At 72.4% G+C, this 13,532-nt stretch carries 17 protein-coding genes; 6 read left to right on the plus strand and 11 right to left on the minus strand.

Features of this window, described 5'->3' with window-relative positions; translation table 11 throughout:
- The first annotated feature begins 1 nt into the window (after position 1).
- The 3 genes from KY498_RS15770 to KY498_RS15780 are packed head-to-tail and all read left to right on the plus strand — an operon-like array spanning position 2 to position 1,817.
- Positions 2–502, plus strand: coding sequence for a phosphoribosyltransferase (locus KY498_RS15770; RefSeq protein WP_060960893.1), 501 nt, complete (start codon positions 2–4; stop codon positions 500–502).
- Positions 502–1,191 (plus strand): uracil-DNA glycosylase, encoded by a 690-nt coding sequence (locus tag KY498_RS15775; RefSeq protein WP_060960892.1) that lies wholly within the window; start codon positions 502–504, stop codon positions 1,189–1,191. The genes KY498_RS15770 and KY498_RS15775 overlap by 1 nt, the downstream gene beginning before the upstream one ends.
- A gap of 5 nt (positions 1,192–1,196) precedes the next feature.
- Positions 1,197–1,817: a GNAT family N-acetyltransferase gene (locus tag KY498_RS15780; protein ID WP_060960891.1), complete on the plus strand. Its 621-nt coding sequence runs from the start codon at positions 1,197–1,199 to the stop codon at positions 1,815–1,817.
- 188 nt (positions 1,818–2,005) lie between these two features.
- Here KY498_RS15780 and KY498_RS15785 read toward each other — a convergent pair whose 3' ends face one another.
- The 8 genes from KY498_RS15785 to KY498_RS15820 all read right to left on the minus strand — a co-directional run bounded on the left by KY498_RS15785 (position 2,006) and on the right by KY498_RS15820 (position 9,463).
- On the minus strand, positions 2,006–2,293 hold the full coding sequence (locus KY498_RS15785; protein WP_375140945.1) for a protealysin inhibitor emfourin: 288 nt from the start codon (positions 2,291–2,293) through the stop codon (positions 2,006–2,008).
- Positions 2,294–2,318: 25 nt separating this feature from the next.
- Positions 2,319–3,404 (minus strand): M4 family metallopeptidase, encoded by a 1,086-nt coding sequence (locus KY498_RS15790; protein ID WP_191008912.1) that lies wholly within the window; start codon positions 3,402–3,404, stop codon positions 2,319–2,321.
- Between the two features lie 19 nt (positions 3,405–3,423).
- A complete protein-coding gene (locus tag KY498_RS15795) occupies positions 3,424–4,245 on the minus strand; it encodes an ABC transporter ATP-binding protein (RefSeq protein ID WP_191008911.1) in 822 nt (273 codons plus the stop codon).
- Positions 4,242–5,030, minus strand: coding sequence for an ABC transporter ATP-binding protein (locus tag KY498_RS15800; RefSeq protein ID WP_060960888.1), 789 nt, complete (start codon positions 5,028–5,030; stop codon positions 4,242–4,244). Before KY498_RS15800 ends, KY498_RS15795 begins: the two co-directional genes overlap by 4 nt.
- The gene (locus KY498_RS15805; RefSeq protein WP_191008910.1) at positions 5,027–5,905 is read right to left on the minus strand and encodes an ABC transporter permease; all 879 of its coding nucleotides are present in this window, start codon (positions 5,903–5,905) and stop codon (positions 5,027–5,029) included. Before KY498_RS15805 ends, KY498_RS15800 begins: the two co-directional genes overlap by 4 nt.
- Positions 5,902–6,852 (minus strand): ABC transporter permease, encoded by a 951-nt coding sequence (locus KY498_RS15810; RefSeq protein WP_061782533.1) that lies wholly within the window; start codon positions 6,850–6,852, stop codon positions 5,902–5,904. Before KY498_RS15810 ends, KY498_RS15805 begins: the two co-directional genes overlap by 4 nt.
- The gene (locus KY498_RS15815; protein WP_191008909.1) at positions 6,849–8,360 is read right to left on the minus strand and encodes an ABC transporter substrate-binding protein; all 1,512 of its coding nucleotides are present in this window, start codon (positions 8,358–8,360) and stop codon (positions 6,849–6,851) included. The genes KY498_RS15810 and KY498_RS15815 overlap by 4 nt, the downstream gene beginning before the upstream one ends.
- Positions 8,361–8,524: 164 nt before the next feature.
- Positions 8,525–9,463 (minus strand): alpha/beta fold hydrolase, encoded by a 939-nt coding sequence (locus KY498_RS15820; protein ID WP_101306661.1) that lies wholly within the window; start codon positions 9,461–9,463, stop codon positions 8,525–8,527.
- A 161-nt stretch (positions 9,464–9,624) separates the two neighbouring features.
- Here KY498_RS15820 and KY498_RS15825 point away from each other — a divergent pair, with 161 nt between their 5' ends.
- From KY498_RS15825 to KY498_RS15835, 3 genes are read left to right on the plus strand one after another with little or no spacing between them, the layout of a single operon-like run.
- Positions 9,625–10,128 (plus strand): carboxymuconolactone decarboxylase family protein, encoded by a 504-nt coding sequence (locus tag KY498_RS15825; protein WP_191008908.1) that lies wholly within the window; start codon positions 9,625–9,627, stop codon positions 10,126–10,128.
- The gene (locus KY498_RS15830) at positions 10,125–10,835 is read left to right on the plus strand and encodes a tyrosine-protein phosphatase (RefSeq protein WP_191008907.1); all 711 of its coding nucleotides are present in this window, start codon (positions 10,125–10,127) and stop codon (positions 10,833–10,835) included. Before KY498_RS15825 ends, KY498_RS15830 begins: the two co-directional genes overlap by 4 nt.
- A 40-nt stretch (positions 10,836–10,875) precedes the next feature.
- The gene (locus KY498_RS15835) at positions 10,876–11,415 is read left to right on the plus strand and encodes an SIP domain-containing protein (protein ID WP_101307261.1); all 540 of its coding nucleotides are present in this window, start codon (positions 10,876–10,878) and stop codon (positions 11,413–11,415) included.
- Here KY498_RS15835 and KY498_RS15840 read toward each other — a convergent pair.
- The 3 genes from KY498_RS15840 to KY498_RS15850 form a co-directional block, all read right to left on the minus strand.
- Positions 11,402–11,884, minus strand: a complete 483-nt coding sequence (locus KY498_RS15840; protein WP_060960881.1) for a hypothetical protein — start codon at positions 11,882–11,884, stop codon at positions 11,402–11,404. The two genes, KY498_RS15835 and KY498_RS15840, sit on opposite strands and share 14 nt — an antisense overlap.
- Complete coding sequence (locus tag KY498_RS15845; protein ID WP_191008906.1) at positions 11,881–12,693, minus strand: arginase family protein; 813 nt, start codon at positions 12,691–12,693, stop codon at positions 11,881–11,883. Before KY498_RS15845 ends, KY498_RS15840 begins: the two co-directional genes overlap by 4 nt.
- Before the next feature lie 76 nt (positions 12,694–12,769).
- Positions 12,770–13,507: a PspA/IM30 family protein gene (locus tag KY498_RS15850; RefSeq protein ID WP_060960880.1), complete on the minus strand. Its 738-nt coding sequence runs from the start codon at positions 13,505–13,507 to the stop codon at positions 12,770–12,772.
- Between the last annotated feature and the right edge of the window lie 25 nt (positions 13,508–13,532).

Below are 13,532 nucleotides of genomic sequence, written 5' to 3' on the forward strand. Positions count from 1 at the left end.
CGTGACCAGCGAGCGCGAAGTGTTGACATGGGACGGTTTCGGCGAGGCGACCCGGGCGCTGTCCCGATCGATCGTGGCGGACGGGTTCGTGCCCGACGTCGTGGTGGCGATCGCACGCGGCGGGCTGCTGCCCGGCGGCGCCATCGCGTACGGCCTCGGCGTGAAGAGCTGCGGCGCGCTGAACGTGGAGTTCTACACGGGCATCGGCACGGTGCTCGAGGCGCCGGCGCTGCTGCCGCCCGACCTCGACCTCGGCTACCTGCCGGGCAAGCGGGTGCTGCTCGTCGACGACGTCGCCGACAGCGGACGCACGCTGGCGCTCGCCGTGAAGATGCTGCGCGACGCGGATGCCGACGTGCGCTCGGTCTGCATCTACACGAAGCCCGGCAGCATCGCCCGGCCCGACTACTCCTGGCGTGAGACCGACCGCTGGATCGACTTCCCGTGGTCGGCCGCCGGCTCCGTCATCGAGGAGGATGCCGGCGCGGAGGCGAGCGCCTGATGGCGATGACGCTCGATGAGCTGGCCGGTGCCGGGCTCATCGACGCGGACTGGGCGTCCGCGCTCGCGCCGGTCGCCCCGGATATCGCCGCCCTCGGCGAGCGGCTGCGCGCCGAGACGGCCGCCGGTCGCCCCTACCTGCCCGCGGGCGACAAGGTGCTCCGCGCGTTCGCGCGCCCCCTGTCCGCGGTGAAGGTCCTCATCGTGGGCCAGGACCCGTACCCGACGCCCGGTCACCCGATCGGACTGTCGTTCGCCGTCGACGCGCACGTGCGGCCCCTGCCGCGGAGCCTCGCGAACATCTACCAGGAGCTCGAAGCCGACCTCGGCATCCCGAGAGCGCCGCACGGCGACCTCTCCGCGTGGAGCGACCAGGGCGTCATGCTGCTCAACCGCGTGCTGACGGTGGCGCCCGGAGCTCCCGCGTCGCATCGCGGGTGGGGGTGGGAGAAGGTGACCGAGCACGCCATCCGCACGCTGGTGGCCCGCGAACGCCCGCTCGTGGCGGTGCTGTGGGGGCGGGATGCCGCGAACCTGCGGCCGCTGCTCGGGGCGACCCCGATCGTCGAATCGGCTCATCCCTCACCGCTGTCGGCCAGCCGGGGCTTCTTCGGCTCACGGCCGTTCTCGCGCGTCAACGAGCTGCTGGCGCAGCAGGGTGCGTCCGCCGTGGACTGGCGCCTAGGCTGAGCGTCATGTTGGAGGAGGAGTACGAGAAGACGCGACGGCGGCTGCCGGCGCATCTGCGGCGCGCCGAGCAGGAACGACCGTTCGCGTACGAGATCCGTCCCGTGCGGGATGCCGACATCCCCGACATCCGCGAGATCTACAACCACTACGTGACGAACTCCGTCGTGACCTTCGACGAGAAGAAGTGGACGCTCGCGCAGTGGCGCGAGAAGGTCGCGCACCTGTCGCGGCTGGGCATGCCGTTCCTGGTCGCCCAGTCGCCGAGCGGGCAGATCCTCGGCTACGCGCTCGTACAGCCCATGTCCGCCAAGTCCGCGTATCGCTACAGCGTCGAGAACTCGATCTACCTGGGGCAGGCGGCCACCGGGAAGGGGCTGGGGCGTGCGCTGCTCGAAGCGCTCATCGCGGCGAGCGAGGCCGCCGGCATCCACCAGATGGTCGCCGTCATCAGCGACAAGGGTGCCGAGTCGTCGATCGCCCTCCACGAGAAGCTCGGCTTCGTCGAGGTCGGGCGGATGGGCCGGGTCGGCTTCAAGTTCGGTCGCTGGCTGGGCACCATCTACCTGCAGAAGCAGCTGTCTCCCGTCAAGAAGAAGCGCTCGCTGTTCTCCCGATCCGAGCGCTGACCGGCCGCCGTCCCGTCGCCCGCCGGCCCGTCGCCCGCGGAGGCGCCGTGACGAACGCCGGACTTCTCGGCCGCCCCCGAGGGGTCCCCGCGGTATCCGGGCGGCCTCCCCGGCCGCCGCGCGGATTGTCCGACGCTCGTCACGGGGGCACAGCCCGGCGAGGCAGGCCGAGCCGGGCGGGGGCGGGCTCAGCCCGCGGATCCGCGGGCGCGGACCGCGTCGAGCAGCTCGCGCCACGCGCCGCGCGCCTGGTCCTCGCCGATGACGGCGCGGTGACGTCGACCGCGCAGGTCGGCGTCGATCGTCCAGGTGAAGCGATCGGCGCCGTCGGCCGGTGGGGGATCGGATGCCGTGGCCTCCCACGGGCAGCGCCCGACGAGCGCGATCCAGGTCGCGGACTCGTGCGGGGGAGCGCTCACGCTCCATCGGCGGGTGAGCCCCGCGAACCCGCCGGAGCGGGTGACGCTCAGCAACACCTCCGGCTCGCCCTGCTCGGCAGGGTCAGACGTGGGGCCTGGATCGGGGTGATTCGTCACGGGCGGTCACGCCGACGGCGTTCCACGCGGTGCGGACGGCCTCGGCTTCCTCCGAGTCCTCACCGTACTCCCGCTCGGCGGTCGCCGTCGTGGCCGCCGCGAAGGTCGCGAAGTCGGCCGTGCGTGACAGCGAGCCCGAGGCGACGGTCGTGTACCAGATGCGTCCGGCGCGCTCCCACGCGAAGCCGCCGAGGGCGGTGGCGACGAGGTGGAACGCCTTGTTGGGGATGCCCGAGTTGATGTGGACGCCGCCGTTGTCCTCGGCGGTGTCGACGTAGTCGCGCATGTGGGCGGGCTGCGGGTCGCGGCCGAGCACGTCGTCGTCGTACGCCGTGCCCGGTGCGCTCAGCGAGCGCAGGGCGACGCCCTGGACGGCATCCGTGAAGATCCCGGCGCCGATCAGCCACGTCGCGTCGGCGGTGCTCTGGCGGCGGAGGTGCTGCTCCGTGAGGGCGCCGAAGACGTCGGCCACCGATTCGTTGAGCGCGCCGGACTGTCCGCGGTAGTCGAGACCGCCGCCGTGCTCGATCACGCCGTGGCCCAGCTCGTGCCCGATGACGCTGATCGACCCGGTGAAGTCGCGGAACACCTCGCCGTCACCGTCGCCGAAGACCATCCGCTCGCCGTTCCAGAACGCGTTGTCGTAGCGATCGCCATAGTGCACGGTCGCCTCGAGGGTGCCGCCCGCGCCGTCGATCGACCGCCGGGAGAACGCATCCCAGAACAGCTCGAAGCTCGCCCCGAGCCCGTCGAACGCCTCGTCGACCGCCGGGTCGCCCGAGGCCGGATCGTCCTCGCCGCGCACGCGCACGCCGGGCAGCTGCTCGCGGTGCTGCGCGTCGGAGATCACGCGGTCGGGGGCGGGCTCGCCGCTGACGACGAGCGCATCGCCGTCGACCGAGAGGTCGAGCCGAGCGCGATCGGGACGCGACGGATGGTAGGTGCGCACGATCGCGAGCGTCGCCCGGGCGGCCTCCGCCGCGGCCTCGAGGTGAGGGGCCTGCGCGGCGGCGAGGCGGGACAGCAGGTACGGGGGGACGATGGCCGGCATGGCGTCACCCTACGCCCGGCTACCGACGCCCGTCTGCGTCGCGCGGCGGGTCGATCACCGGGATCGATGCGAGCAGACGCCGCGTGTAGGCGACCTGAGGGGCGAGGAGCACCTTCTCCGTCGGGCCCTCCTCGACGATCCGCCCGTCCTTCATGACGATGACCTCGTCGCACAGGTTCTGCACCACGCCGATGTCGTGCGAGACCATCACGAGGGTGAGCCGCTCGCTCTCGCGCAGCGCGCGCAGCAGCTCGAGGATCTGCGCACGCACGGTGACGTCGAGGGCCGACAGCGGCTCGTCGCCGACGAGGATGCGCGGACGGTGCACGATCGCGCGGGCGAGGGCGACGCGCTGACGCTGGCCGCCGGAGAACTCGTGCGGGTAGCGGTCGGCCATCTCCGCGTCCAGCCCGACCGCCTCCAGCACCTCCCGCACCCGGGCGCGTCGGTCGCCCGGGATGCCGAGCGCCCACAGGGGCTCGCCCACGATCCGGCCGACGCTCATGCGCGGGTCGAGCGACGCGTAGGGGTCCTGGAAGACGATCCCCGTCTCGCGGCGCAACCAATGCAGCGAGCGGGCGGATGCGTCGGCGTCGACGCGGCGACCGGCGACCGTGACGGTGCCCGTCGAGGGGCGGTCGAGTCCGAGCAGGATGCGCACGAGGGTCGACTTGCCGGAGCCGGACTCGCCGATGATGCCCACGGCCGATCCCTCGAAGACGTCGATGTCGGCGTCGTCGAGCGCGGTCGTCCACCGCGCCGGCTCGAGCAGTCGGGTGCCGCGCTGGCGGAAGCGGCGGCTCAGCCCGCGTCCGCTGAGCAGGGGCGAGGCGTCGCTCACGAGATCCCTCCCGGGCGCCACAGGGTGGCGGTCGCGTCGCGCAGGAGTCCCTGCGTGACGGGGGATGCCGGTGCGGTGAGCAGCCGGGAGAGCGGTCCGTGCTCGATGACCCGTCCCTCGTCGAGCACGACCGCGTGGGTGGCGATCTGCGAGAGCACCGCGAGGTCGTGGGTGATGAACACGAGCGACATCCCGTCGCGGGTGACGAGACCCGCCAGCAGGTCGAGCACCTCCGCCTGGATCGTCACGTCCAGCGCCGTGGTGGGCTCGTCCGCGATGAGCAGCCGGGGGCGGCAGGCCAGGGCCATCGCGATGGCGACGCGCTGTCGCTGACCGCCGGAGAGCTGGTGCGGATAGCGCCGCACGATCTGCGCCGGCTCGGGCAGGCGCACCCGCTCCGCCTCCGCGATCGCGCGCACCGCGGCATCCCGGCGTCCGAGGCCCTCGTGGATGCGCACCGACTCGGCGATCTGACGCCCGACGGTGCGGATGGGGTTGAGGGCGGTGCGCGGTTCCTGGAACACGATGCCGATCTCGTCGCCGCGCAGCCGCGCGAGCTCGCGGTCGGGGAGGCCGATCAGCTCGCGGTCGTCCCAGCGGATGCTGCCCGACGCCGTCGCGGCGTCCGGCAGGAGGCCGAGCACCGCGAGGGCGGTGAGCGACTTGCCCGAGCCGGACTCACCGATCAGTCCCACGCGAGCGCCGTCGGGCACGTCGAAGGAGACGCCGTCGACGACACGACGGCCGTCGATCTCGATCACGAGGTCGCGCACCACGAGGCTCATGCGATCACCGCCGGGGTATGCGTCTGCGCGGCCGTGCGACGCCGCGACAGGGTGGGGTCGGTCGCCTCGCGCAGGGCGTCGCCGAGCAGGTTGAGTCCGAGCACGGTGATGGTGATCGCCAGACCCGGCCAGACCACGCTGAGCGGATGCACCGAGATGTACTGCTGGAGGTCCTTGAGCAGCAGGCCCCAGCTCGGCTCGGTGAGCGGCGCGCCGAAGCCGAGGTAGCTGAGTCCGGCCTCGGCGAGGACGGCGACCGCCATGCCCCACGACAGCTGCACGATGAACACGGGCGCGACGTTGGGCAGCAGGTGCCGGTACAGGTTCTGGAACGGGGTGAGTCCGGCCGCGCGACCGGCGAGGACGAAGTCGCTGTGCAGCACACGCCGCAGCTCCGGGCGTGTGACGCGCGCGATGTTGACGCCGAAACCGATGCCGACCGACACGATCACCACCCAGAGCGAGCCGCCCCACACCGACGAGATCATCATGGCGATCAGCAGGACCGGGAAGGCGATCAGGATGTCCACGAGCACGGCCACCGTCTCCCGCAGCCAGCGGGCGGTCAGCGAGCCCAGCGCCGCGAGGGCGACGCCGATCACCGTCGCGACGAGCCCGGCGCCCAGCGCGACCCAGACGGTCGTGCGCGCCCCGGCCATCAGCAGGCTCAGGATGTCGCGGCCCGAGCCGTCCGTGCCGAGCAGATGCGGCCAGCCCGGGGCAGCCCACCGCCCGTCGACGTCGACGGTCTGCGGATCGAAGGGCAGCCAGAACCGCGCGATGAGCGCCACGACCCCGATCGCGAGGACCACCACGAGACCGAAGCGCCCCGTCGACAGCGACCAGAGCCGGCGCAGCCACTCGAGCCTTCTCATTCCGCCTCCCGCTGCCGGGGGTCGATGACCCGGTGGACGAGGTCGACGGCGAACCCGACCACGAGGACGAACCCGGTCAGCACGAGCAGTTCGCCCTGCACCTTCAGGAGGTCGCGCTTGCCGACGTCCTCCACCAGCATCCGTCCGATGCCGGGGAGGCTGAACAGCTGCTCGATGACGACGGCTCCGACGATGATGCCCGCGACCTGCAGCCCGAGCACCGTGATGATGGACAGCCCGACCGTGGGCAGGCCGTGGCGCAGGAGCGCCTGGGTGCGGGTGAGGCCCTTCGCGGCCGCGGTGCGGACGAAGTCCTGCCCCGTGGCCTGCAGGGTGGCCGAGCGGACGAAGCGCATCAGCATCGCACCCTCGACCACGCCGATCGTGATCGCCGGCAGCAGCAGGGCGCGGACGGCGGATGCGGGGTCGCTCCATCCTGCGCGGGGGAACCCCTGCGCGGGCAGCCAGCCGAGCCAGACCGCGAAGACGAGGACGAGCATCATGCCCGCCCACACGACCGGCACCGCCGCGACGGCCTGGGCGCCCACCGACAGCGCCGTGCCGTCGGGGCGTCCGCGGCGCATCGCCGACACGACGCCGAAGGGGAGGGCGATCACGAGCGCCACCGTCATGGCCATCAGCCCCAGCGGGATGGTGACCTGGGCCTTCTCGGCCAGCTGCGCCCCGACCGGCGCCCCGGTCAGCAGCGACTGCCCGAGGTCGCCGCGCAGCACCCCGCCGATCCAGGCGAGGTACTGCACGGGCAGCGGCTGGCCGAGGCCGAGGCGCTCGCGGATCGCGGCGACCTGCTCCGGACTCGAGTCGATCCCGGCGATGAGCTGCGCCACATCGCCGGGAAGGACCCGCAGCGTGAGGAAGATCAGCGCACTGGCGACGAACAGGCCCAGCAGGAGCAGGGCCAGTCGCGTCAGTACGTAGCGGATCACCCCTTGCTCTTGGCCAGTTCGGCGAGGTCGATGCGCTCGTTGACGTTGATCGAGGGGAAGCCGCTCACGTTGGTGGCGACCGCGACGACCGAGGCGCCGTTGTACAGCCAGTCGGCGGCCTGGTCGTCGGCGACGATCTTCGCGGCCTTCTTCAGCAGGTCGGCGGAGGTCTGCTCGTCGGTCGCGCTGAGCGACTGCTGGTAGAGCTTCTGCACCTCGGCGTTGTCGTAGGTGAAGTAGTAGTCCGGGTTCGCCCAGTTCTCGAAGTCACGCGCCTCGGTGTGCAGGACGAAGCTGAGGTCGTAGTTCTTGTTGATGTAGACGTCGTTGAGCCACGTCGGGAACTCGACGGCCTTCACCTTGAGCGTGATGCCCACGTCGTTGAGGTTCGACACGAGGATCTGCGACACCGTCGTCCCGTAGAACGAGGGGATCGTGAGGGTCAGCGTGAGATCGCTCACGCCCGCCTCCGCGAGCAGCTTCTTCGCGGCATCCGGATCGAACGGCGCCGTCGACGAGAGGTCCTCGTAGCCGGGGTCGAGCTCGGGGATGGGGCCGTAGAGGGTCTGGCCCGCACCCAGCGCCTTCACGATGGCGTCGTGGTCGATGGCCTGGCGGATGGCCTGGCGCACGCGCTTGTCGGACAGCGGGGCCTTCGTCGCATTCATCGCGAGCGTGCCCTTGTCGGTGGACTTGCCGAGCACGAGCGCGAAGTCGCCGTTCGCCTCGACCTGGTCCTTGAGGTTCGCGTCGAAGCCGGTGACGACGTCGAGCTCGTGGGCGAGAGCGCCGTTGAGGGCCGCCTGGTTGTCGGGGATGTAGTCGAAGACGACCTCCTTCGCCTTGGCCTTGTCGCCCCAGTAGGCGTCGTTGCGGTCGAAGGTGATCGAATCGCCCTGCTTCCAGTTCGCGAGGGTGAACGGACCGGTGCCGTTGGCCTTCGTCTTGCGGTCGGTGGTGTCGTCCTTCTTCAGGACGAGGCCGGCGCGGCCGGTGAGGTTCCACAGCAGGCTCGAGTCGGGCTCGCTGAGGGTGAGGACGATGTCCTGGCCGTTCGCGGCGATCGTCTGCACGCGTGCGAGGCGCTCGGAGTCGCGGTAGGCGGCGTTGTCCTTCACCTGCTGGAGCGACCAGACGACGTCCTCGGGCGTGAGGGGCGAGCCGTCGTGGAAGCTCACCCCCTCGCGGAGGGTGAACGTGTAGGTGAGGCCGTCGCCGGAGACGTCGTAGCTGCTGGCCAACGCCGGCTCGATCTGCTGGTCGGGCGTGCGGGAGACGAGCCCCTGGTACACGTTGTCGATGAGGATCTGGTCGAGCGCGGCGCCGGCCGTCTCACGGATGTCGAGGTTGCTCGGCTCGGAGACCAGACGCACCGTCACGACGGCGTCGGGGTCGGGCGTGACCGCGGAGGCCGAGGTGTCGGGGGCGGCGCCGCCGGAGCAGGCGCTGAGCAGCAGGGCGCCGGCCGCGATGAGCGCGGCCGCGGCGACGGAGGTGCGGCGAAGCATGTGAGAGGTGTCCTTTCGGGGGCGCGGGCATGCGCCGGTGCTGTGCGCAGCGGCCCGCGGACTCTTGTGCGCGTTACAGCCTAGGCTTTGCCGGGCCCGTCGCGGTCATCGATCGTCGCAGCCCCGACACGGCGCGTCATGCAGCGCGTCGGGCCGGCCCCGCCTCAACCGCGGGCGACCTGTGCGATCAGTCGCGCCAGCTCGACCGGCTGCTCCTCCTGGACGTTGTGGCCCGAGACGATGTCGACCACGGATGCCGCGGGCAGGCGGCGCCGGAACTCGTCGGCATCCGCCGGCGTCACGAACCCGCGGGTGCCGCGCACGAGCGTGATCGGCGCGGCGACGGCCGCGAGATCGTCCCAGCCGCTCGCCGTCAGCGCGCCGCGCAGAGCGGCCTGCTGGGCGGCGGCGCTCGCGGCGGCATCCGGGTCGCCGGCGAGCGCGTTCGCGAGGTGGGCGAAGTGATGCTTCCACTCGATGCGGCCGTCCGCGCGGATGCGCGAGTTCAGCGTGACGCCGCGCGTCGCGGCCTCGCGCGACCCGCCGAGGCCGAAGGCGAGGGCGCGTTCGACGAGCTCCTCTCGGCTCGCCCAGTCGGTGGGCCCCGCGAAGAAGGCCGCGATCTGGGCGGCGTCGCCGTTGGGGTCGATGCCGGGAGTGATGTCGACGACGATCAGCTCGCGCACGAGGTCGGGGTGCGCCGCGGCGAGGGCCGCGCCGGTGAGGCCGCCGAGCGACTGCCCGACCAGCACCTGCGCGGCCGGTGCCCAGGCGGCGATCGCGGGGGCGATGTCGGCGGCCAGCACGCCGCCCGCGTACGTCGCGTCCGCCCGCCACGACGAGTCGCCGTGGCCGGGCAGGTCCACGGCCAGCGCCGGGAGCCCGAGGGCGAGCACCGTCGTGTCCCACGTGTGGGCGTTCAGGCCCGCGCCGTGCAGGAGGGTGACCTGCGGGGGAGCGAAGGCTCCGGTGGTCGGATCGCCGTAGTGGAGGGCGCTGACCGTGCGACCGTCCGGCAGCGTGTGGGTCAGCCGGCGGACCGGAGGCGGGGCGTCGATGCCGAGCTCCGCGGCCTGGGCCGCGAGGAAGGAGAACTCATCCATCCCGCCATTCTCCCCCCTCTCCCTCTCCCTCCCCCTCTCCCTCCCCACCCCGCGAGCCGCCACGGCACGGACGAGCCGCTATAGCCTGGGCGGTGCGCGCGATGGCGGCTCGCACGCGGGATAGCGGTTCGCGGGTGAGGGGGGCGTCCTAGGCTGGGCGCATGAGCAGCGAGCGTCGCGTCCACCTGTCCCGGTCCGCCCGTCCCGCCTACGACGCGCTGGAGGCCTTCTCCCAGACGGTCGGCACCATCGCGGCCGACGCGGGGATCGACGCGCGGCTGCGGGAGCTCGTGCTCATCCATGCCTCCCAGCTCAACGGCTGCGCCTACTGCGTGCGGGTGCACGTCGACCGCGGCGTGGCGGCGGGACTGACCGCCGACGACATCGCGCAGTTGGCGACGTGGCGCGAGTCGGGGGTCTTCTCGGCCCGTGAACGCGCCGCTCTCGAGCTCGCCGAGTGCCACGTCTTCATCCACGAGGAAGGCGTGCCGGACGAGGTCTACGACCGCGTGGGCGGCATCCTCTCCGAGCCGGAGTACGTCGCGATCAGCTGGCTCCTCGTCTCGATCAACGCGTTCAACCGCATCACGATCGCCGGGGCGTACCCCGTCCCGCCGCGCGGGGGCGAGGCGGCGGCCGCAGCAGCGGGGAGCGGCACCGCATGACGCTGGTGCCCGGAGCGCTCAACTTCCGCGACGTCGGCGGGCTGCCGGCGGGCTCGGGTGCGACGAGGCCGCGGGTGCTCTTCCGCTCCGGCAACCTCGCTCGGCTGACCGGCGAGGGATGCCGCGCGCTCGCGGATCTCGGCGTGCGCCGGATCGTGGATCTGCGCGCCGACGACGAGGTCGCCACCGAGCCGAGTCGCGTCGACGGCCTCGACCTCGAGACGGTCCGCATCCCGCTGTTCGTCGGATCGGTCGGATCCTTCTTCGCGGAGGACAGGTCGCTCGCGCAGATGTACCGCGAGCTGGTCGACGGCTCGGCGCCGCAGCTCGTGGAGGCCGCGCGCGCCGTCCTGGGCGCGCAGCCCGTGCTCGTGCACTGCACGGTGGGCAAGGACCGCACGGGCGTGACGATCGCGTTGCTGCTGGCGGCGGCGGGCGTCGACGAGGACGCGATCGTCGCCGACTACGCCCGGACGGAGGAGCTGCTGCCGCCGGAGCGGAACGGGCGCGTGCTGGCGTATCTGCGCACCCTGCATCCCGACGCGCGCCATCTCGACGACCTCGTGACGCGTTCGCCGGCCACGGTCATGCGCGATCTCCTCGCCGACGTGCGCGGCCGCTACGGCGGCGCCGCCGACTACCTGCGCGCCTACGGACTGACGGAGGGCGAGGTGGCGGCCCTGCGTACGCACCTCATCGAAGAATGAGGTAAGGCTCCCCTTAACAGGGCGTATGATGGGGGTCATCATGACTTCCCTCGCGACACGTGCCGTGCACGACTCGACCGCCTGCAAGGCGTCGCGTCACGCGCGCGTGCAGCACCTCATCACGGCCGACGAGAACGCGCTCGCCGAGCTGGAGGCGCTCATCGCGACCCTGCCGATCTGCTCGACCGGCCGCGTCTTCGTCGAGGTTCCCGATGCGTCGTGGATCGCTCCGATCACCGTTCCTGCCCGGATGGTGCTCACGTGGCTCGATCGATCGGCGCGCAGCGGCGAGCCGGGCACGGGCCGGGCATGCGCCCCGGGGCAGGCGCTGAGCCGCGCCGTCACCGCCTGGGCCGACGAGATGCTCTGCGACGACGCCGTCTCCGACGAAGCCGCGGCGGACGACACCGACGGGCTTCGGCCCGCGTCGGATGCCGCGTGCGTCGACGGCACGCGCATCCACCTGCTCGGGGGCTTCCTCGGCACCGCCGACATCTTCGATCACCTCACCGAGCGTCTGGGCATCGCCGCCGCGGCGGTGCACACGCCTGCCCGCTTCGGGCTCGTCAGCTCCCGCTGACCCGCGCGCCCTTCGTCGACGACGAGCCGCGTGGCACGTAGTTGCCCTCCTCCAGCCCGGCGAGGATCTCGAAGCGGTTCGTCAGCGGATCCCGACCGGCCACGGCGTACAGCAGCGGCATGAGGAACCCGTAGCGGCGCCACTGGCGCGCGTGCACGGCCTCGTGCCGCAGCACCGCGTCGCCGATGTGCGGCGAGTCGGTGAGGAAGCACCCGCCCACGCACACGCCGCCGCGACCGAACGTCCAGGAGGGCATCCCGGTGAAGACCCAGAGCCCGCCCCGGCGCTCGATGCGTCCCGTCGACCACAGCGTCCCCCAGACCCAGCCCACGGCCGTGCCCCACCAGTAGCCGACGCGGCTCACCGGCGAGTCGAGGAGGAAGCCGGGGATCAGCGCGTCCAGGCGTCGCCCGCGCGCCACGGCCCGGGCAGCACGGGTCTGCCAGCCGGGAGGCGGAGTCGCGATCACGCGAGCGCGCCGACCACGCGGAGGATCGTCCCGAGATCGTCGACGGCCGCCGCGGGCGAGGCCGGTGCGAACCCGGAGAGCGATGCGCCCGCGAGGGGGAAGCGCGAGCGCACCGCGCCGATCGCGGCGGTCAGCTGCGCGAGCGTGAGCCCGAAGGGGACCGGACGGGAGACACCCGCGAGCACCGCCGGGTCGAGCACGTCGAGATCGACGTGGATGTACACGGCCTGCGCGCCGGTGGCCGCCACCGCGTCCACGAGCGCGCGCGCCTCGGCGGCGGCATCCGCGTCGACGACGCGCACCGCGCTGGTGTCCAGGAACGCGCGTTCCGGCTCGTCGAGCTCGCGGGTGCCGACCAGCACGGTGCGATCCTCCGCGACGGCGCCGCCGCCCGGGAGCGCGGAGGTCGCCACGACCGCACGGAGCGCCATCCCGGCGAACGCGCCGGAGGGCGAGGTGGTCGGGGTGTGGAGGTCGCCGTGCGCGTCGAACCACACGACGGCGAGGTCGGTGTGCGTCCGGGCGGCGTGCGCGATCGCGGGAAGGGCCACGCCGCAGTCGCCGCCGATGACGAGGGCGGGCTCGTCGCCGGTCGCCAGGGCGGCGCCGACGGCCTCCGCGACGCGGTTCAGGGCGCTGAAACGGCGGATGCCCGTCTCGAGCTCTTCGCCGGCCTCCGCCGGGACCTCGACGCGCGTCGTCGCGGCGCGCGGGAGGTCGCCCGCGATCGCCTCGGCACCGTCGACGAGCAGCATCGCCCGCGGGGCGGGCGAGCCCTGCCACTGCGGCACCACCAGGAAGCGTGTCATGCGGTCGTCCTTCCGTCCCCGCGGGCCGTCCCGGGGCTCCCGCGTCGGGCGGGGCCCCGGAACGTGCGCGCCGTTCCTACTGCTCGAGCGCCGCCGTGGGGCTGCCGCCGCTCTTGAGCGCGGCCAGCCGCGCCTCGACCTCGGTGAGCTCGCCGACGTCCTCGAGCTCGTTGAACTGGGCATCGAGGCTGGATGCCGCCAGCTCCGCCTTGCCGGCGGCGAGGGCCTCCTGGCGACGGACCTTGTCTTCGAAGCGTCCGAGCTCGCTCGTGGGGTCGAGCACGTCGATCGACTTGACGGCGTCGTGCACCTTGTTCTGCGCCTCGGCGGTCTTCGCGCGCGCCAGCAGCTCGCTGCGCTTCGCCTTGAGCTGCTCGAGCTTCTGCTTCATGCCGTTGAGGCCGTCCTTGAGCTTGTCGACGACCTCCGTCTGGGAGGCGATCGTCGGCTGGACGGCCTTGGCCTCGTTCTCCTCGCTGATCTGGCGCTGCAGGGCGATCTTGGCGAGGTTGTCGAACTTGTCGGCATCCGCGGCGTTGCCGGCGGCGCGCAGCTCGTCGGCCTTGCGGCTGGCGGCGAGGGCCTTGTTGCCCCATTCCGCGGCGGCACGGACGTCCTCTTCGTGGTCGCGCTCGAGCAGGCGCAGGTTTCCGATGGTCTCAGCGATGGCGGACTCGGCGTCGGCGATCGAGTTGGTGTAGTCGCGCACCAGCTGGTCGAGCATCTTCTGCGGGTCTTCGGCGGAATCGAGCATCGCGTTGATGTTCGCCTTCACGAGAGTCGAGATGCGGCCGAAGATGGACTGCTTTGCCATCGGTTTTCCTTTCCTAGCGGGAAAC

The sequence above is a fragment of the Microbacterium sp. PAMC21962 genome, assembly GCF_019443465.1.
GTDB classification, from domain to species: Bacteria; Actinomycetota; Actinomycetes; order Actinomycetales; family Microbacteriaceae; genus Microbacterium; species Microbacterium hominis.

Excerpts from the sequence above, each read along its gene's own strand:
- KY498_RS15805 (WP_191008910.1), bottom strand. The coding sequence starts at position 5,905 with ATGAGAAGGCTCGAGTGGCTGCGCCGGCTCTGGTCGCTGTCGACGGGG.
- KY498_RS15830 (WP_191008907.1), top strand. The coding sequence starts at position 10,125 with ATGACGCTGGTGCCCGGAGCGCTCAACTTCCGCGACGTCGGCGGGCTG.
- KY498_RS15845 (WP_191008906.1), bottom strand. The coding sequence starts at position 12,693 with ATGACACGCTTCCTGGTGGTGCCGCAGTGGCAGGGCTCGCCCGCCCCG.
- KY498_RS15825 (WP_191008908.1), top strand. The coding sequence starts at position 9,625 with ATGAGCAGCGAGCGTCGCGTCCACCTGTCCCGGTCCGCCCGTCCCGCC.
- KY498_RS15790 (WP_191008912.1), bottom strand. The coding sequence starts at position 3,404 with ATGCCGGCCATCGTCCCCCCGTACCTGCTGTCCCGCCTCGCCGCCGCG.
- KY498_RS15835 (WP_101307261.1), top strand. The coding sequence starts at position 10,876 with ATGACTTCCCTCGCGACACGTGCCGTGCACGACTCGACCGCCTGCAAG.
- KY498_RS15800 (WP_060960888.1), bottom strand. The coding sequence starts at position 5,030 with ATGAGCCTCGTGGTGCGCGACCTCGTGATCGAGATCGACGGCCGTCGT.
- KY498_RS15775 (WP_060960892.1), top strand. The coding sequence starts at position 502 with ATGGCGATGACGCTCGATGAGCTGGCCGGTGCCGGGCTCATCGACGCG.
- KY498_RS15780 (WP_060960891.1), top strand. The coding sequence starts at position 1,197 with ATGTTGGAGGAGGAGTACGAGAAGACGCGACGGCGGCTGCCGGCGCAT.
- KY498_RS15815 (WP_191008909.1), bottom strand. The coding sequence starts at position 8,360 with ATGCTTCGCCGCACCTCCGTCGCCGCGGCCGCGCTCATCGCGGCCGGC.
- KY498_RS15850 (WP_060960880.1), bottom strand. The coding sequence starts at position 13,507 with ATGGCAAAGCAGTCCATCTTCGGCCGCATCTCGACTCTCGTGAAGGCG.
- KY498_RS15820 (WP_101306661.1), bottom strand. The coding sequence starts at position 9,463 with ATGGATGAGTTCTCCTTCCTCGCGGCCCAGGCCGCGGAGCTCGGCATC.